Consider the following 17,651-nt stretch of genomic DNA (forward strand, 5'->3'; position numbering starts at 1 on the left):
ACCACCAGGGAGCCCCACCATGACGTCACCCACGCCGTCGGCCTCGTCCACCGCCTCCACCTCGAGCCCCGACACGGATGTCCTCGTCATCGGGTCCGGGTTCGGCGGTAGCGTCACGGCCCTGCGCCTGTCGGAGAAGGGGTACCGCGTCACGGTGGTCGAGGCCGGTCGCCGGTTCGAGGACTCGGACTTCCCCAAGACGTCGTGGCGGCTCAACCGGTACGTCTGGGCGCCCAAGCTGAAGCTGTTCGGCCTCCAGCGCGTGCACCTGCTCCGTGACGTCATGGTCCTCGCCGGGGCGGGCGTCGGCGGCGGCTCGCTCAACTACGCCAACACCCTCTACAAGCCCACCTCACCGTTCTTCAAGGACCGGCAGTGGGGTCATATCACCGACTGGGAGGACGAGCTCACGCCGTTCTACGACCAGGGACGCCGCATGCTCGGAGTGGTCACCAACCCCACCCACACCCACTCCGACGAGGTCATGAAGTCCGTCGCCCGCGACATGGGCGCCGAGGACACCTTCGTCTACACGCCGGTCGGGGTGTTCTTCGGGGAGAAGACCGGGGGAGAGGGCAAGCCCGGCGAGACCGTCCGGGACCCGTACTTCGGGGGCGCGGGCCCGGATCGGACCGCCTGCATCGAGTGCGGCGAGTGCATGACCGGCTGCCGGCACGGGGCCAAGAACACCCTGCTCAAGAACTACCTCGGCCTGGCCGAGCGGGCAGGGGCCCGGGTGCTCGACCGTACGACCGTCAGCGGCGTGACCGAGCGGACCGACGGCACGTGGGAGGTGACGCTCGAGCGCACCGGCGCCTGGACCAGGTGGGGTAAGCGCGTCACCACCGTGACCGCCTCGCACGTGGTGATGGCGGCAGGCACCTGGGGTACCCAGCACCTGCTGCACTACGCCAAGGACGACGGCTCGTTGCCCCGGCTCTCGGGCGCGCTCGGGAAGCTCACCCGCACCAACTCCGAATCGATCCTCGGGGCGATGCGCCCCAACTACCTTCCGGAACAGGACTTCTCGGAGGGCGTGGCCATCACGTCGTCCTTCCATCCCCGGTCCGACACCCACATCGAGCCCGTCCGCTACGGCAAGGGCTCCAACGCCATCGCGATCCTGCAGACCCTGCTCACGGACGGTGACGGACCGCTCCCGCGGTGGCGCACCCTGGTCAACGAGGTCCGGCGCAAGCCGAGCATGTTCCTGCAGCTGTTCTACCTGCGGCGGTGGAGCCAGCGGTCGGTGATCGCCCTGGTCATGCAGAACCTCGACAACTCGCTGGAGACCTCGGTCAAGCGCCGCGGCCCATTCCGGTACGTCACCAGCAAGCAGGGCCACGGCGAGCCCAATCCGACCTGGATCCCCGCCGGAAACGAGGCCACCAGGCGGATCGCCGAGAACATCGGCGGCCTGGCCGGCGGGACCTGGGGCGAGATCGCGAACATGCCGCTCACCGCCCACTTCCTGGGAGGATGTGCGATCTCCGACTCGCCCGAGAACGGCGTCGTGGACCCCTACCACCGGGTGTGGAACTACCCGACGATGCACATCGTGGACGGGTCCGCGATCTCCGCGAACCTCGGTGTGAACCCCGCGTTGAGCATCACCGCGCAGGCCGAGCGGGCCATGTCGCTGTGGCCCAACAAGGGCGAGGCGGACCCCCGGCCCGCGCAGGGCGAGCCCTACCAGCGCGTGACCCCGGTGGCTCCCGTGTCGCCGATCGTCCCGGAGGCGGCGCCCGGCGCGCTGCGTCTGCCGATCGTCGGGGTCTCTAGTGGGGGTGCTCCCGCTCGCGCGTGAGCTCGAGCAGTTCCTCGAGCCCGGCCCCGATCCCACGGGCGATCACGTCCGGGTCGGGCACGAGGTGCTCGCACGAGATCACGCCCAGGTCGATGTGGCCGTCGATCGACACACCGGTCACCGACAGCCCCGCACCGTGTAGCAGCGGGCCGAAGGGGTGCATGTGGGTGATCCGTGCGCCGAGGAAGTAGAGCGGCTTCCGGGGTCCGGGCACGTTGGAGATGATCAGGTTGTAGATCACCGGGTGGACGTCGGCGAGTCTGAGCGCCTCGTACAGCCGCATGCCCACGTCGAGGAGACCGCGGGGGCTCATCCGTCCCCAGTTGTCCAACAGGGTCGGCCGGATACTCCCGGCCTGCTCCTTTGCGGTCGCCGACGCGGAGACTATCCGGTGGTGGCGATCGAGCGGATCGGGCAGATCCGTGGCGAGGGAGGCGAACATCGCCGAGACCTGGTTCGCGCCGCCGGTCGCCAGATCCGCGCGGGTGGACATGGGGACGATCGCGACCATCGAGGAAGTGGGGGCGCCACCCCGGTCCTCGAGGTAGGACCGGACCGCGCCGCCGACCACGGTGAGCAGGACGTCGTTGACCGTGCCGCCGAGTCGCGCGGTGACCTGCTTGACGGCCCCCAGGTCGAGTGTCACGGTGGCCACCGCGCGGTGCGGGGTGAGGGAGCGGTTGAACAGGGTCCGCGGCGCCGTGAAGGGGGCGGGCATGGACGGGCCGCCGCCCGACCGGCCCCGGGCCCGCTTCATCGCCATCGGTACGGACAGCGTCTCGGGCAGGAGGCGGAGGAACGCCAGGGGTCTGCCGATCAGGTCCCGCGCGCCCCCGGCGATGAGCTGGACGGTGTTGGCGCGGCCGACGTGGGTACGGACGAGTTCGGGATCCTGGGTGGGCGTGGAGGCGTCAGTGGCGGCGAGGGTGGCGAGCATCTCGGCGCCGAGCATGCCGTCGATGAGCGCGTGGTGGACCCGGCAGAACGCGGTGACGGCGGGAGTTGCCGGATCACCCCGCTCGATGATCCACACCTGCCACAGCGGGTGGGAGCGGTCGAGCGGCGTGGAGGCGAGCCCCCCGCACGTGGCCAGAAGGTCGTCCTCGCTGCCGTCCGGACCGAGCGTGATCCGGTGGACGTGACGAGTGATGTCGAAGTCGAAGTCCTCCACCCATGCCGGGTGTCCCAGGTTGAGGCGGAGTCATGGATCCTGCGCCGGAACGGGGGGACGGACTTGACCCGCCGGGCGAGTCCGGACCGGAGTCGCTCGAAGGAGTACCCCTCGGAGATGGTGGAGACGTCGAGGTGGACCACCCCGTTGATCACCATCATCTGCTCGTCGGTCTCGAGGTACAGGAAGCTGGCGTCGAGGCCGCTCATCCGTTCCACGGGTCACCCCTCCTCGGTCGTCGTGGACCCCGGTTGGTTCGTCCCGGTGTCCTCGGCCCCGGCCGCCGTCTCCCGGGTCAGTTCGAGCAGGCGGTCCATCGATTCCCTCAGCCCGGTGGCGAACAGTTCGGGGTCGGGCACGAGGTGCTCGCACGCGTTGATCCCCACGTCCAGCTGGCCGCCCAGGGACATGGCGGTGACGGACAATCCGGAGCCGTGCATCAGCGGACCCAGCGGATACATGTGCTTGACCCGCGCGCCGAGGAAGTTCAGCTTTCTCCTGGGGCCGGGGAAGTTGGAGACGGTGAGGTTGTGCACGACCGGGTGCAGATCGGCGAGGTTGAAGTCGCCGTACAGGCGCATGAGCAGAGACAGGGGCGCGGCCGGGGCCAGGTTCGCCAGGTCCTGGATGAAGTCCGGGCGCATCCCGCTCTTCGTCTGCTTCTTGCCCCGTCGGGTGCGCGCGGACACCGCCCGCAGACGCTCGAGCGGATCCTGGATGTCGGTCCCCAGGGAGGCGAACAACACGGTCACCCTGTTGTTGCCCTGGGGCCCGTCGTCCCCCGGGTGGAGACGGGGACCACGGCGATGAGTGGCTTCTCGGGGAGATCGTCGTGGAATCGCAGGTATCGACGGAGTCCGCCGCCCACCACGGACAGGAACACGTCGTTGACGGTCACCCCGAAGGCGGTCTTGACCTCCTTCATCTCCGACATGTCGAGCGTGGTGCCCCAGACCGCCCGGTGCGGGGTGATCGTCGCGTTGAACCGGGTCCTCGGGGCGGTGAACGGCGCAGCCCTGGGGATCGGGACGTCGCCGGCCTCCTCGGTGAGGTCCGGCCTCTCCACCACGGTCTCCTCCTGCCCGGCCTTCTTCTCCGCCGTCGCCCTGCGCAGTCGGAGCGGTAGCATCGCGGCCTCGGGGAGCAGGCGCGCGATGGTGAGTGGGCGTCGCACGTAGAAGTCCCACAGCCCACCGGTGACCAATTGGATCGGGTTGGCGCCACCGGCCTGGATCCGCACGAGGTCCAGGTCGCGGGAGGAGGGCTTCTGCCCCGCGGCACTGAGCTTGCGCAGGATCGCGGCGCTGCTCGTGCCGTCGAGCAGTGCGTGGTGGGCGCGGAAGAAGACGGCCACGGTGTCCGGCGCGGACAACCCCTCGAGCACCCACATCTCCCAGAGCGGCTTCGACCGGTCGAGCGGGCGACTGCTGATGGTCCCGCACATCTCGAACACGGCGTTCTCGTCACCCGGGGCGTCCACCTCGACGCGACGGACGTGCTCGGTCACGTCGAGGTCGTACTCCTCCACCCACGCGGGGTGCCCGAGATTGAGAAGGGAGTCGTAGATCTTGCGGCGGAACTCGGGGATCTCCTTGACGCGCCGTGCGAGCTCCGTCCGGAGCCGCTCGAAGGAGTACTCGAACTCCAGTCCGGAGACGTCGACGACGAGGATCCCGCCCACCACGAGCTTCTGTTGCGAGGTCTCCAGGTACAGCAGGCTCGCGTCGAAGCCGGTCATCCTCTCCATCGGTGTCCCCCCATTGATGGTGTCGGCCACACGCCTCGGCCGTGATGCGCTCCATTGTGAACACCCCGGGGGCGAAAGTGGCCGAGTTCGGCGGAGTGGCCACGGGGCCTAGACTCTGGTCCGTGGCCGAGAACGCACAGACCGACTCCCAGATCACCGCCGGAACGACAGGAGCCCCCGCCCCGCCGCGGCCGGTGCTCGTCGTGGACTTCGGCGCCCAGTACGCGCAGCTCATCGCGCGACGGGTGCGCGAGGCGCGGATCTACTCCGAGGTGATCCCGCACACCGCGACGGTGGAGGAGATCCGGGACAAGGACCCGGTCGCCCTGATCCTGTCCGGGGGGCCGGCCAGTGTCTACGCCGACGGTGCCCCTGCGCTCGACCCGGCCGTGCTCGAGCTCGGGTTGCCGGTCTTCGGCATCTGTTACGGCTTCCAGTCCATGGCGGGTGCGCTGGGGGGCGAGGTCGCGCACACCGGCAACCGCGAGTACGGGCGCACCGAGGTGGGCGTGTCCGGTGGGGTGCTGCACGCAGGACTTCCCGCGACCCACCCGGTGTGGATGAGTCACGGCGACGCGGTCACGTCGGCGCCCGAGGGATTCACCGTGACCGCCTCGTCCGCCGGCGCCCCGGTCGCGGCGTTCGAGTGCGTCGATCGACGGATGGCCGGCGTCCAGTACCACCCCGAGGTCCTGCACTCGCCCCACGGGCAGCAGGTGCTCACCCGCTTCCTCACCGAGATCGCGGGCCTGCAACCGACGTGGACCGCGTCCAACATCGCGGAGCAGCTCGTGGAGGCCGTCCGCGACCAGATCGGCGAGGGCCGCGCGATCTGCGGTCTGTCCGGCGGCGTGGACTCCGCCGTGGCGGCCGCGCTGGTCCAGCGGGCGATCGGTGACCGGCTCACCTGCGTGTTCGTCGACCACGGGCTGCTGCGCGCGGGGGAGCGGGAGCAGGTGGAGAACGACTTCGTGGCCGCCACCGGAGCCCGCCTCATCACGCTCGACGATTCGGAGATCTACCTCGGCCACCTCGCCGGTGTCAGCGACCCCGAGACCAAGCGGAAGATCATCGGTCGCGAGTTCATCCGGTCGTTCGAGCGGGCTGTGACGCAGGCCCTCGAACTCCAGGAGTCCGGGGACGGCGTGGACGCCTCGGTGGATTTCCTCGTCCAGGGGACCCTCTACCCGGACGTCGTCGAGTCCGGCGGGGGTGCGGGGACGGCCAACATCAAGAGCCACCACAACGTGGGCGGCCTGCCGGACGACATCGAGTTCTCCCTCGTGGAGCCGCTGCGCCTGCTGTTCAAGGACGAGGTCCGCGCCGTGGGTCGGGAACTCGGGCTGCCGGAGGCGATCGTCGGCCGGCACCCCTTCCCCGGGCCGGGCCTGGCCATCAGGATCGTCGGAGCGGTCGACAAGGACCGGCTCGAGACCCTGCGCGCGGCGGACGCGATCGCGCGCGAGGAGATGACCGCCGCCGGGCTCGACGCCTCGGTGTGGCAGTGCCCGGTCGTGCTGCTGGCCGACGTGCGCTCCGTGGGCGTCCAGGGCGACGGTCGCACCTACGGCCACCCGATCGTGCTGCGACCGGTGAGCTCCGAGGACGCCATGACCGCGGACTGGACGCGCGTGCCGTACGAGACGCTCGCGCTGATCTCCAACCGGATCACCAACGAGGTCCCGGACGTCAACCGGGTCGTGCTGGACGTGACCAGCAAGCCGCCGGGCACCATCGAGTGGGAGTGAGTCGGGCCCGGCTCTGACGGATCTGCCCCCGGCTTCGACGGGGTCAGCGGCGGATGACCATCGCCAGACCGACCAGGACCAGCAGTACCAGTGACGCGGTGATCACCACGGTCGTCGTGATCACCGGTGCGCCCAGGGTCGCCCACACGGCGACCCCCAGCGAGAGCAGCCCGGCCACGGCGAGCACCGGCGATCCGGAGCCCTCGCGCCGCGCCACCGCGTCCGTCGCGGGCTCGGGCTCGTAGGCGACCCCGTACCCGGGGGAGGCGCCGTACCCGGTGGGGGCCGCGTACGCGGGGGCGACGCCGTACCCGAACCCCTGCGGGTCGGTGAAGCCGGTGCCGTAGGGGAGCGGGTCGTGGAGCGGCTGGTCGGGGCGGGTGGTGGTGTCGGAGTGCAGGTCGTGGCCGGTCATCTCGGTGCTCCCGGTGGGTTGCGGTTCGGTGGGGTCGGTCTGATCGTCGTCGGGCCGGGCGTTCACGGCGTCACCACGATGCTGCCGACGCCGGTGTACACGCTGAGGGTCAGGACGGGGCCGGAGGCATCGCCGGACAGGCCGGTCGGGCAGTCCGTGCTCCCGAGGTCGGTGGTGCAGTTCGTGGTCACGGCGACCCCGTCGGGCAGCAGCACCTGCACCTCACCGACGTTGTTGGCGATGCTGTAGCTGCGGTCGCGGTCCAACTCCAGCTCCCGCATGTCCACGGTGATGCTGCCGATCCGGTGGTTGATCGGGGCGTCCAACTGAGCGGGGTCGGTGATCTCGATCAGCTGTTCCCCGGTGCCCTCCCAGCCGCCGTCGGGCACCTGGACCAGGGAGGCGAGCAGGACGAAGCCGGCGAGGGGGCCGGCGACGACCAGCAGTCCGTGTCCCCGGCGGGTGACGGCGCCGACGAGCAGGCCACCGGCCACCACGGCGAGCGCGATCGCGGCGATCCTCGTGGCGTCGAGCCAGACCACCCCGCCCAGGGTGGCCAGTCCCACGGCCACCGCCACCGCGATGAGCGCCAGGCCGAGGGTGACCTTGGTCAGCCGGGACCGGGGACGGGTCGGCACGGGTGCGGGCGGGGGCGTGGTCCCGGGGTCGGGCAGGTCCCAGGCGAACGGCGCGGCGCCGAGGGGGTCCCACGAGGGCGGGACCGGCGGGCCGTAGGGGGCGTCGGGCCCGGAGCCCGGTTCCTGCGACGCCCCGGCGGCACGGCTGGTGCCGGCGCGCGTCGACCGCGGTCGCACGGCCGACACCTCGGACCACCCGGTGGGTGGCACGGGGGTGCGGCGGTGGAGTCCGTACCAGCCGGCGAGCATGGCGACGCCCATGAGGAACCCGGCCCCCACCACGAGGCTCTCCCCGGAACCGCCGAAGGTGGGTGCGCTGAGGAGGACGACGACGACGAGGACCGCGGCCGTGATCCGGGAACCGGATGCCCGGCCCTTCCCGATCAGCGCCTCCCCCTTGGAGACCTCGTCTCCGGCGGAGCGCAGGAGCAGCCACATCAGTGCGTACAGGAACACCCCGGCCCCGCCCCAGAGGGCGGCGATGACGAAGGCGATGCGGAAGAGGACGGGGTCCACCCCGTAGCGACGGCCGAATCCGCCACAGACGCCGGCGATCTTGGCGTCGTCCGGGGTCCGGACGGGTCGGGTCCGCCACAGGGAGCGGAGCTCTGATGGGACGTCGTGGGTGCTGGTGCTGGACATGACTCCATCGTGGTGGGCCGGCCGTGTTTCCACATCGGGGGCCGACCCTGATATTCGACCCTGAGAGCACCCGGCGGGGATGATGGCGGCATGGTCGACACCGTCGTGGGATTCCTGAGCTCGGACGACCCTCTGCGGTTCTTCGGTGTGACGATGGTCGGCGTCAGCGGACGCACCGTCCTCAAAGTGCTCCTCAGCGTGGCGCTGCTGGTGGTGCTGTCGCTGTTCAACTCCGCGTCGCGCACGATCATGCGGACGGTCACCGGCCCCGCGGGATCCGCATCCAGATTCTGGACCAAACAGGGTCTCCAGCTCCTCACCGCGGTCGTGGCCGTGCTGGGTCTCTTCTCTATCTGGGTGACGCCGGGGACCGACCTGACCGTGGGGATCGGGCTCGTCACCGCGGGGCTGGCCTTCGCCCTGCAGAAGGTCATCGCGAGTCTCGCGGGGTACTTCGTCATCCTCCGGGGCAGGGTCTTCGCCGTCGGTGACCGGATCGCCGTCGGGGAGGTGCGTGGCGACGTGATGTCACTCGGCTTCCTGCGGACGACCGTCATGGAGATGGGGGCCCCGTCGTCCATGACCGGATCGGAGACCGGGAACTGGGTACCGAGCCGCCAGTTCACCGGGCGGGTGGTGACCGTGTCCAACGGCGTGATCTTCGACGAGGCCGTCTTCAACTACTCCCGCGGCTTCCCCTTCCTCTGGGAGGAGATCTCGGTCAACCTCCCCTTCGACGTCGATCTGCGCGCTGTGGACGAGATGTTCTCCGCGTGCGCCGAGCGGCACACGCGCCGACTCAGCGACGAGGCGATGGCGAGTATGCAGCGGATGAGCCGCGTCTACGCGGTCGACGTCCGCGAGTTCGGACCGCAGGTCTTCGTCTCCCTCCAGGAGGACTGGATCCTCGTGACCGTCCGCTTCGTCGTCGGCAGTCACGGGGCGCGGGCGGTCAAGGACGCCATCTCACGTGACCTGGTGGCCGGGCTGAAGGAACTCGGGATCACTCCGGCGAGCGTGGCCTACGACATCCGTGCGGTGGGCGGGCCCCCTCCCGGGACGGACGAACCGGGGGAGATCCCCGATACCTCTCGGGGTCGTGATCTGTGACCATTGCGGGTATGAGTGAGAACGCGACCGATCAGGTATCGGCACCCGCGCCGCGACCGCCGGTCGCTCCACGGCGGCCCATGACCGCCGTGCAGCCTGCCGGCTTCCGGTGGTATCCGCCGCTGACCAGGATCTCCGACGGGTCCGTCGTCGCCGGCGTGTGCGCGGGGCTCGCGGCCCACCTGGGGGTGCGGGTCACCCATGTGCGCCTGGCGATGGTGCTGCTCGCCACACTGTCCGGCGCGGGTGTGCTGTTCTATTCCGCCCTGTGGGCTCTGACCCCGTCGGCGCGGGCGCAGGAGGGGACCGCCTCCGCGGACGCGCGGGAGCGGCGGCGTGGCATGGCCCTCGCGGTCGTGGCGATGGTGGGGTCGGTGCTGTCGTTCATGGTGACCACCGCGACGGGGCTGCACGTGATCGTGCCCGTCCTCATCGTGGCGCTGGGGGCCGGGCTGGTCTGGCAGCAGTACGACGGCGGGGGGCGGGTGGCTCCCCGGTCCGTCTTCGACTGGGCCAGGGTCACCACCGGTGCCACCCTCGTCGTCGTCGGTCTCGCCGTCGTCGTACTGGGGCAGGTCGAGTTGGCCGCCCTGCGGTCGTCCTTCCTGGCGGTGCTGGCGACCCTGGTCGGAGTGGTGCTGCTCAGCGTCCCCGTGGGGCTGCGGCTGTGGCGGTCCCTCGAGGAGGAACGTGCGGCCCGCATCCGTGAGGCCGAGCGCAGCGACATCGCCTCCCACCTCCACGACTCCGTGTTGCAGACGCTCGCGTTGATCCAGAAGCGATCCGACGACCCCGCCCAGGTGTCGCGGCTGGCCCGTCGGCAGGAGCGCGAGCTGCGGCAGTGGCTCTTCGGGGCCGGGTCGCGCATGTCCTCGGGTGCGGCCACCATCGCCGGGGCCGTCGAGGTGATCGTCGGGGACGTCGAGGACGCCTACGGTCTGCGTGTGGACCAGGTGGTGGTGGGCGGGGACGGCCCGGCGGGCGACGCCGAGGAGGCGGTGCTGGGCGCCGTCCGCGAGGCCCTGGTCAACGTGGCCAAGCACGCCGGCGTCGACACCGCTGACGTGTTCGTGGAGAACGACGGTCAGGTGCTCAGCGCCTTCGTCCGGGATCGCGGCTGCGGCTTCGACCCCGACGACGTGGGTGATGATCGACACGGGTTGTCCCAGTCCATCCGGCACCGTGTCGAGAGCAGGGGCGGCAGTGTGACGGTGCGCAGTACGCTCGGTCGCGGAACCGAGATCGGGATCGAGATGCCGCTGGAGGGCGAATGACGGACGAGCCGGTGGGTGGCGTCAGGGTGTGCCGGGTGTTCCTCGTCGACGACCACGCGGTGTTCCGCAGCGGTGTCCGGGCCGAACTCGCCGGCCAGGCCGGCATCGAGGTGGTGGGCGAGGCGGGGTCGGTGGCCGAGGCCGTCGCCGGCATCGGTCGGGTGCGGCCAGACGTGGTGCTGCTCGACGTGCACATGCCCGACGGTGGCGGGGTGGCCGTGCTACGCGCGGTGCTCGGGGCCGACCCGAGCGGCGCCTCCGACGCGTCCGGCACGACCGGTGCATCTGGTGCGTCCGACGGGTCCGACGCGCGCGTGTCCACCTTCCTCGCCCTGAGTGTCTCCGACGCCGCGGAGGACGTGATCGCCGTGATCCGAGGCGGGGCGCGCGGATACGTCACCAAGACCATCTCCGGTGGGGAGCTCGCCGACGCCGTGCGCCGCGTGGCCGACGGGGACGCTGTGTTCTCCCCGCGCCTGGCCGGGTTCGTCCTGGACGCGTTCGCCCGCGCCGCTCCCGGGCCGGAGGAGCGGGGTGAGCCCGTCCACGACCCCGAGGTCGACTCCCTCACTCCGCGGGAGAAGGAGGTGCTGCGGTTGTTGGCACGCGGGTACACCTACAAGGAGATCGCCGAGAAGCTGTTCATCTCGGTCAAGACCGTGGAGACGCACGCCTCCAACGTGCTGCGCAAGACCCAGCAGTCCAACCGGCACGCGCTCACCCGCTGGGCGCAGTCCCGACACCTGGACTGACGGGCGACGCCCCCCCACCCGGCGCGCCTGTTCGTCGGAAGAGCGTTCCACACACATCGCCCGGGAGTGGGGTGTGCGGAACACTCTTGGCGTTTTCGCCGGCCAGCTACCGTGGCGTAGTGAGCGAACCGCGCGACCTCCCCGTCTGCATCATCGGTGACTCCTTCGTGGCCGGGTACGGCGACGAGACCGGACGTGGATGGACCGCGCACCTGGTCGAGGAGGGCGCCGGGGTGGGCCTGAGCCTCCACACCACCGTCGCGGGGATCGGCGGGGACACCTCCGAGATGATCCTGGCCCGTTGGGACGAGGTCGACCGCCGACGGGCCGCGTTCCCGACCACGGCGGTGATCGCAGAGTTCGGCGTCAACGACGTGATGGAGCACGAGGGTGCCCTTCGCGTCGAGGAGGCGGGCACGGTCTCGGCGCTGCGGGGGATGATCGCCCGTGCTCCCGAGGGGCGGTTCCTGGTGGTGGGGCCGCCACCGGTCATGTGGGAGCAGGTCAACGAGCGGATCGCCGCCCGTGCCGCGGCCATGGCCGCGGTGTGCGCCGAGGCCGGGGTGCCGTTCGTGCCGACCTTCGATTCCCTGCGGCCCGGCGGGGCGTGGATGCGCGAGGTCACCGCCGGCGACGGGGCGCACCCCGGTCCGGCGGGGTACGAGGAGTTCGCCGGGGTCATCTCCGGCCCGGTGCTTGAGTGGCTGCGCTCCCTGCCGGACGTCGAGCCGGGCTAGCGGGAACTCTTCATGGCGGTTCTGATCGTCACGGACGGGTCGGTCTGCAGTTCGGCCAGACGGTCCGAGCCCATGGGCAGCAGCGCGATCCTCCCGCCGGAGTCGAAGTGCATCGCCCAGCCGTACGTCTTGGTCAACGGGGAGGTGCGCAGGCAGGGTTGGCCCTTGGAGAAGAACTGCTCGCGTTCGGCCGCGCGGTCGGCCTCCCCGATGCCCTTGCGAGCGCAGTGGACGTCGAAGAGCAGGTCGTCGCTCGTCCAGGTGTAGTCCGCACCCGAGAGCCTCTCGTACTGCAACTCGGCGATCGAGCGTTTCCCGGCCGGCGGTGCCGTGGCCGTCTCGGCCCTGGTGTCGGGTGCGGGCAGGATCAGTGTGTCGGTGTAGTCGGTGCTGTGCATGGCGCTCTTTCCTGTTCCCGTAGTGACCGCGATGGTGTTCTCTCCGTCGCGCCCGGGGTCGGTGGTCTCCGGTAATCTGAGTATCGCCGCACGCCCCGTACGGCGGCAGGAGGATGAATCATGACGAGTCCGCAGAACCCTGACCGCATCGGCCAGCATTCCGAGGAGCCCGCGGACAAGGCCCGGTATGACCACGACGACGCGGTCGCCGACGAGTGGGGCGACGAGTCGTTCCCGGCCAGCGATCCCCCCGCGACCCCCTGACTCAGCGCAGTATCTCGAACTGCTCCGACACCGCCCGCAGCGCAGACGCGCTGCGGGCGAACTGTTCGGTCTCGGTGGCGTCGAGTTCCAGCTCCACCACGCGCTGTACGCCGGTCCGGCCGATCACCGCGGGGACGCCGATGAAGATCCCGTCCTGGCCGTACTCGCCCCGCAGCAACGTGGAGACCGGTAGCGACACCTGTTCGTTGCGCAGGACGGCGCGCGTGATGCGGGCGAGCCCCATGCCGATGCCGTAGCTGGTGGACCCCTTGGAGTCGATGATCCGGTAGGCGGCGTCCCTGGTCTCCGTGAAGATCTGGGCCAGCCGTTCCCGCGTGGCCGGGTCCCCGTCGAGATCCCGACGCAGTGGCACCCCAGAGACGTTGGCCGACGAGAAGACCGGTAGTTCGGTGTCGCCGTGCTCGCCGATGATCGAGGCGTGCACGCTCATCGGGGCGACGTCGTAGTACTCGCCCAGCATGAACCGGAAACGCGCGGAATCGAGGATCGTTCCGGAGCCGATGACCTGCGCGGAGGGCAGGCCGGAGTAGCGCCACGAGGCCTGGGCGAGGATGTCGACGGGGTTGGTGGCCACGAGCAGGATGCCGTCGAAGCCGGTTGCCATGACGTCGCCGACGATCCCCTCGAAGATCGCCATGTTCCTGCCGACCAGGTCGAGCCGCGACTCACCGGGTCGCTGGGCGGCGCCGGCGCAGATCACCACCATCGTGGCGTCCGCGCAGTCCTCGTAGGTGCCCTCCGTGACGAGGGTGGGGGAGGGCGCCCAGACGACGCCGTGGTTGAGGTCCATGACCTCGCCGACCAGTTTGTCGTGGTCGATGTCGATGATGGATAGGTGGTCGGCCAGGCCCTGGTTGACGAGCGCGTAACCGTAGGCGATGCCCACGTCCCCGGCGCCGATGAGCACGATGCGGTTCCCGATGGAGGCCTTCATGCCCGCCAGGGTAGGTGCGCGGGGTGACCGCCGGGGCGACACCGGGTGAACGTCGGTCTCTCCCGCCGGGCTCTCACCCCCCACCCCCGGGCCGCCCGCTCTATCCGGCGGCCTCGAGCACGGCGCGGTGACGACGCTCGATGGCGACCCGGTCGTCGGCGTTACGGGTTGCCCCGAGGGCGTCGTCGCGGAGTTTCGTGGCGTGGCGGGTGACGACCGCCCGCCGGCCGGGGTCGTCGAGAACCCGCGCCGCGACGGCGAAGACTTCGAGCATCCGAATGCTGACTGCCGGAGCACCCGCACCGAACTGCCGCATCTGATCGAACATCGTGTCGACGAGTCCCCCGAAGTCCGAGGTGGCCGCGACGAGGCGGACCTCGCCGTCACTCGAGTGCACCCCGGTCGGCCACTCCCGGTCCTCGAGGGTGCACAGGGCGTCGCCGAAGCGGTCGATGACGTCGATCGCCGTGAACGGGTCGTTGGTGCTTGGGCTCAGCGCACGGGTGCCCACCTCGGCGAGCAGACGGACGGCGTGCTCGACGTCCTGCTCGCGGGTCCTGGAGGTGCCGACCGTGAGCCGGGAGTAGATGCCGTCGGGCAGGGTGGGCACGCCCTCGGCGATGGGGGAGTTGGGGTAGAGGTAGTCCCCCGGTCGGACCAGAAGTCGGATCACCGTCCCGGTCTCGACGGCGAGATCGACCAGCCCCTCGTGGTCCACCAGCTGCAGATACCCGCCCTTCTTCGCGGATAGTGTCTCCGCTCTCGCCCAGAACTCCGCGCCCGGCGGCGGTAGGACGTCCTGTTCCGGGTCCGTCTGCTCGGTGGCGGTGAGCAGGGAGGACCGGAGGTCTGCCGCGAGGAGGTTGACCACACGGGTGGTGTTGATCGAGCTGGTGACATGGCCGAGGAAGAACACGAGAGCAGCGATGCAGCAGAGCGCCAGGATGAGCGCCAGGGTGACGTTGTAGTGGGGGACGAACGGGTCTCCCTCGTCGCCGCCGGTGACCGTGCGCAGGCTGTAGAGGCTGAAGGCGAAGGTGGAGATGAACACACCTAACGTGACCTGGTTGCCGCGGTCCTCGGTGAAGTTCTGGAGCAGGCGCGGACCCATGGTGCCGGCGGCATAGGAGAGGGCGGCGATGGTGATGGAGAACACTGTGCCGCCGACTCCGATCGAGCTGCTCGCCACGGCGGCGAGGATGCTCCGGGAACCATCCACTCCTCCGCCGTAGAGCCAGGTGGGCGCGCCGTCGTTCGTTCCCGGATTGGTGGACAACCATGTCCCGAGCTGAGCGAGAGCCAGTGCGGCGAGGGTCATGACGGCGGGGAGGAACCAGAAGCGTCGGCTGATCTGGCGGAGTCGGAAACGCAGCCCGGCCATGGTTCTCCTCTCGATGGTGGACACAGCGTATCCGACCAGTCCGACGCCAGAACCTCGCTCGGCTATGTCGAACAGGTGTTCTTGCGCCGTGTCGTACCGATGGTGTTCACTGTGCTCGTAGTCGAAAAATAGTTCGATTGACGAGGTTGGCGGCGCGTCGTCCGGGACGGGAGGTTCTGATGATGGTAATGGGCACTTCTGCTGTTGATCTGTCTGACCTCGGCACGGCGGATCGTGTCGCGGAATTGCGTCGTCGCCTGGCTGCGATGCCGGGTGGGGGCCCGCCCGCGGCCGCGCGCTCGGGGGCACCCGTGACCGTACGTGCGGAAGGGTCTGCGACTGCGGTCGCGCCCTTTGATCCGGCCCCGGACGTGCCCGCCGCGGTGTCTTCGGATGCGGAGGCGTCCGGCGCGTCGGTTCCCGGCGTGGCTGCGCCGGGTTCCGTGGCACCCCTGTTGCCGGGCGGGGTGCTGCCGGCGGGCCGCGTCACCGCGGTCTCCGGCAGCGCCACTCTCCGGGTGGGCCTGCTCGCTGCGGCCACCGCCTCCGGGGCGCGGTGCGCGGTCGTGGGCTGGCCGGAACTCGGGGTGGCCGCGGTGGCGGAACAGGGCGGCCGACTGGACTGTCTGGCGCTGGTCCCGGACCCCGGCCCGGACCCGGCCGCGGTGGTGTCGGTGCTGCTCGACGGCCTGGACCTGGTCCTGCTGGGGCCAGGCGTCGCGGCGGTCGCCCCGTCCCGGGCCCGCGTGCTCGCCGGTCGGGTGCGAGCCGCGGGGGCGGTGCTGCTCGTGGGCCCGGGCTGGCCCGGCGCGGAGTTGACGCTGGCGGGGCGGCACTGCCGCTACAGCGGCCTGGGTGCGGGCGCGGGCAGGCTGGCCTCGGTGTCCACCGTGGTGCGGTGTTCCGGTCGGGCGGCCCCGTCCCGTACGGCGGAATGGGTGGCGGCGGGATGAGCGCGCGGGTCATGGCGGTGTGGTGCCCGGACTGGCCGGCGGTCGCGGCGGCCCGGGCGGAGGGACATGGCCTGCATCTGCCGCTCGCGGTGGTGGGCCCCCGCGGGGTGCTCGCATGCAACGCCGTCGCGCGCGCGGTCGGGGTTCGGCGTGGGCTGCGCCGGCGTGAGGCGCAGTTCCGGTGCCCGGAGCTCGTCGTGGTGGCGGCGGATCCGGCGCGGGACGCCGTGTGGTTCGAACCCGTGGTGCAGGCACTGGACGCAGTGGTGCCGGGCATCGAGGTGCTCCGGCCGGGTCTGTTCGTGTTCTCCGCGACCGGGGCGCTGCGGTTTCACGGCGGTGTAGAGGAGGTCGTCACCCGGGTCGTGGACGCGGTGGCGACGGCCGGGACGGAGTGCCAGGTGGGGTTGGCGGACGAGCTGCCCACGGCCGTGCTCGGCGCGCGCGGGTCGGCGCTGCTGGAACCGGGCGGGGACGCCGACTACCTCGCCGGGCTACCCGTGGACGCGCTCGTGGTGGAGCCCGCGCTGGGTGATCCGGATGAGCTGGCAGAGCTGGTCGGGCTGTTGCATCGGCTCGGTGTCCGGACGCTCGGGGACTTCGCCGCGCTCCCGCTGCGGGACGTGGCCACACGCTTCGGCGAGGCGGGCGCGGTGGCGCACCGCATCGCCCGTGCCGTGCCGTGGCGGCCCCCGTCGGTGTCCGCGGTGCCCACGGGGTCGACGGTCGAGCACCGGTGCGATCCGCCCCTGGAACGAGTCGACGAGGCGGCGTTCCTCGGGCGACGGCTCGCGGGGGAGCTGCACGCCGTACTCGCCGCGGCCGGGGTCGCGTGCCTGCGTCTGTCCATCACCGCGCGGGTCGAGGGGGGCGTGGAGGTCAACCGGGTGTGGCGGTGTTCCGCTCCGCTCACCCCGGAGGGCACCGCTGACCGGCTTCGCTGGCAGTTGGAGGGCTGGCTCACCGGTACCGCGATCGCCGGTGGTGTCGGAGGGGCGGTCACCGCTCTCGTCCTGGAGCCGGTGGAGGTGGTGCCCGCCGGCCGCGTCCAGGAGGGGTTGTGGGGCGAGGCGGGGTTGGCGGAGGCGCGTGTGCACCGCGCACTCGTGCGGGTGCAGGGGCTGCTCGGACCGGAGTCGGTCCGCGTCCCCGTGGAGGTCGGCGGCCGAGGTCCGGGCGATCGCGTGCGGTCCCTGCCGTACGGGGACGCCCAGGCCGACCCCGTCACGGAGGGGCCGTGGCCGGGGGCTCTGCCGGCACCGTCGCCATCGGTGGTGTGGCCGGGGTCGGGCTACCGGCTGGAGATCCGTGAGAGTCGTGACCCCGGGTCAGGGGTCGTGGCACGGGTTCCCCTCGCCGGGGGTGTCCTGCTGCGCACCGCGGCGGGGGCGCCGGTCGGGGTCGGTCCGCGCGGCCTGCTCACCGGGCGGCCCGAGTCGGTCGAGATGACGGGCCGTCGATGCGCGTTGCTCGGCTGGTCGCGGCCGTGGCCGATCGACGAGGCCTGGTGGGAGCCGGGTCCCGGTGGTGAGCCCCGCCGGTCGAGGGCCCGGATACAGGTCGTCCCCGAGCGGGCGGCCGCGTTGCTGCTGTGCTGCCTGGTCGGGGACGAACCGGGGAGTTGGACCGTCGAGGGGGTATACGAATGAACCGTCCACG

General features: G+C 71.0%; 17 protein-coding genes. 9 read left to right on the forward strand and 8 right to left on the reverse strand.

Translation table 11 applies throughout. The features are described from left to right. Positions 1-19 precede the first annotated feature (19 nt). Positions 20-1,807, forward strand: coding sequence for a GMC family oxidoreductase (locus tag ABD250_RS06650; RefSeq protein WP_182609354.1), 1,788 nt, complete (start codon positions 20-22; stop codon positions 1,805-1,807). On the opposite strand, the gene ABD250_RS06655 is transcribed toward ABD250_RS06650, so the two are convergent. The 3 genes from ABD250_RS06655 to ABD250_RS06665 all read right to left on the reverse strand — a co-directional run bounded on the left by ABD250_RS06655 (position 1,779) and on the right by ABD250_RS06665 (position 4,716). Further along, the gene (locus tag ABD250_RS06655; RefSeq protein WP_241730608.1) at positions 1,779-2,996 is read right to left on the reverse strand and encodes a wax ester/triacylglycerol synthase family O-acyltransferase; all 1,218 of its coding nucleotides are present in this window, start codon (positions 2,994-2,996) and stop codon (positions 1,779-1,781) included. The genes ABD250_RS06650 and ABD250_RS06655 overlap by 29 nt on opposite strands. 203 nt (positions 2,997-3,199) lie before the next feature. Continuing rightward, a complete protein-coding gene (locus ABD250_RS06660; RefSeq protein ID WP_338404169.1) occupies positions 3,200-3,730 on the reverse strand; it encodes a WSD1 family O-acyltransferase in 531 nt (176 codons plus the stop codon). Then, positions 3,727-4,716: a wax ester/triacylglycerol synthase domain-containing protein gene (locus ABD250_RS06665; protein WP_241730607.1), complete on the reverse strand. Its 990-nt coding sequence runs from the start codon at positions 4,714-4,716 to the stop codon at positions 3,727-3,729. Before ABD250_RS06665 ends, ABD250_RS06660 begins: the two co-directional genes overlap by 4 nt. Before the next feature lie 161 nt (positions 4,717-4,877). Between ABD250_RS06665 and guaA the strand changes: the two genes are divergently transcribed. After that, a complete protein-coding gene (guaA, locus tag ABD250_RS06670; RefSeq protein WP_182658476.1) occupies positions 4,878-6,473 on the forward strand; it encodes a glutamine-hydrolyzing GMP synthase in 1,596 nt (531 codons plus the stop codon). Positions 6,474-6,516: 43 nt separating this feature from the next. Here guaA and ABD250_RS06675 read toward each other — a convergent pair whose 3' ends face one another. Both ABD250_RS06675 and ABD250_RS06680 read right to left on the reverse strand, forming a co-directional pair. Continuing rightward, a complete protein-coding gene (locus tag ABD250_RS06675; RefSeq protein ID WP_182658475.1) occupies positions 6,517-6,954 on the reverse strand; it encodes a hypothetical protein in 438 nt (145 codons plus the stop codon). After that, the gene (locus tag ABD250_RS06680; RefSeq protein ID WP_344391411.1) at positions 6,951-8,168 is read right to left on the reverse strand and encodes a PspC domain-containing protein; all 1,218 of its coding nucleotides are present in this window, start codon (positions 8,166-8,168) and stop codon (positions 6,951-6,953) included. The genes ABD250_RS06675 and ABD250_RS06680 overlap by 4 nt, the downstream gene beginning before the upstream one ends. Before the next feature lie 90 nt (positions 8,169-8,258). Here ABD250_RS06680 and ABD250_RS06685 point away from each other — a divergent pair, with 90 nt between their 5' ends. The 4 genes from ABD250_RS06685 (at position 8,259) to ABD250_RS06700 (ending at position 12,041) form a co-directional block, all read left to right on the forward strand. Then, positions 8,259-9,278: a mechanosensitive ion channel family protein gene (locus ABD250_RS06685; protein WP_182658550.1), complete on the forward strand. Its 1,020-nt coding sequence runs from the start codon at positions 8,259-8,261 to the stop codon at positions 9,276-9,278. 80 nt (positions 9,279-9,358) lie between these two features. Next, positions 9,359-10,552: an ATP-binding protein gene (locus ABD250_RS06690; protein WP_182658549.1), complete on the forward strand. Its 1,194-nt coding sequence runs from the start codon at positions 9,359-9,361 to the stop codon at positions 10,550-10,552. Further along, complete coding sequence (locus ABD250_RS06695) at positions 10,549-11,304, forward strand: LuxR C-terminal-related transcriptional regulator (RefSeq protein ID WP_182658548.1); 756 nt, start codon at positions 10,549-10,551, stop codon at positions 11,302-11,304. Before ABD250_RS06690 ends, ABD250_RS06695 begins: the two co-directional genes overlap by 4 nt. 119 nt (positions 11,305-11,423) lie before the next feature. Then, positions 11,424-12,041, forward strand: a complete 618-nt coding sequence (locus ABD250_RS06700; RefSeq protein WP_182658547.1) for a GDSL-type esterase/lipase family protein — start codon at positions 11,424-11,426, stop codon at positions 12,039-12,041. Here ABD250_RS06700 and ABD250_RS06705 read toward each other — a convergent pair. Next, a complete protein-coding gene (locus ABD250_RS06705; RefSeq protein WP_182658546.1) occupies positions 12,038-12,439 on the reverse strand; it encodes a DUF6157 family protein in 402 nt (133 codons plus the stop codon). The genes ABD250_RS06700 and ABD250_RS06705 overlap by 4 nt on opposite strands. 120 nt (positions 12,440-12,559) lie before the next feature. On the opposite strand from ABD250_RS06705, the gene ABD250_RS06710 reads away from it, so the two are divergent. After that, on the forward strand, positions 12,560-12,703 hold the full coding sequence (locus ABD250_RS06710; RefSeq protein WP_179524701.1) for a hypothetical protein: 144 nt from the start codon (positions 12,560-12,562) through the stop codon (positions 12,701-12,703). A 1-nt stretch (position 12,704) separates the two neighbouring features. On the opposite strand, the gene ABD250_RS06715 is transcribed toward ABD250_RS06710, so the two are convergent. Both ABD250_RS06715 and ABD250_RS06720 read right to left on the reverse strand, forming a co-directional pair. Further along, positions 12,705-13,658 (reverse strand): L-lactate dehydrogenase, encoded by a 954-nt coding sequence (locus ABD250_RS06715; RefSeq protein WP_182658545.1) that lies wholly within the window; start codon positions 13,656-13,658, stop codon positions 12,705-12,707. 100 nt (positions 13,659-13,758) lie between these two features. After that, positions 13,759-15,039, reverse strand: coding sequence for a DUF2254 domain-containing protein (locus ABD250_RS06720; protein ID WP_182658544.1), 1,281 nt, complete (start codon positions 15,037-15,039; stop codon positions 13,759-13,761). 443 nt (positions 15,040-15,482) lie between these two features. On the opposite strand from ABD250_RS06720, the gene ABD250_RS06725 reads away from it, so the two are divergent. Then, a complete protein-coding gene (locus ABD250_RS06725; RefSeq protein ID WP_344391417.1) occupies positions 15,483-15,992 on the forward strand; it encodes a hypothetical protein in 510 nt (169 codons plus the stop codon). Beyond that, positions 15,989-17,641: a DNA polymerase Y family protein gene (locus tag ABD250_RS06730; RefSeq protein ID WP_344391419.1), complete on the forward strand. Its 1,653-nt coding sequence runs from the start codon at positions 15,989-15,991 to the stop codon at positions 17,639-17,641. Before ABD250_RS06725 ends, ABD250_RS06730 begins: the two co-directional genes overlap by 4 nt. Positions 17,642-17,651 lie beyond the last annotated feature (10 nt).

Origin of the sequence: Dietzia cercidiphylli, from assembly GCF_039531545.1 — a bacterium.
Lineage (GTDB): Bacteria > Actinomycetota > Actinomycetes > Mycobacteriales > Mycobacteriaceae > Dietzia > Dietzia natronolimnaea.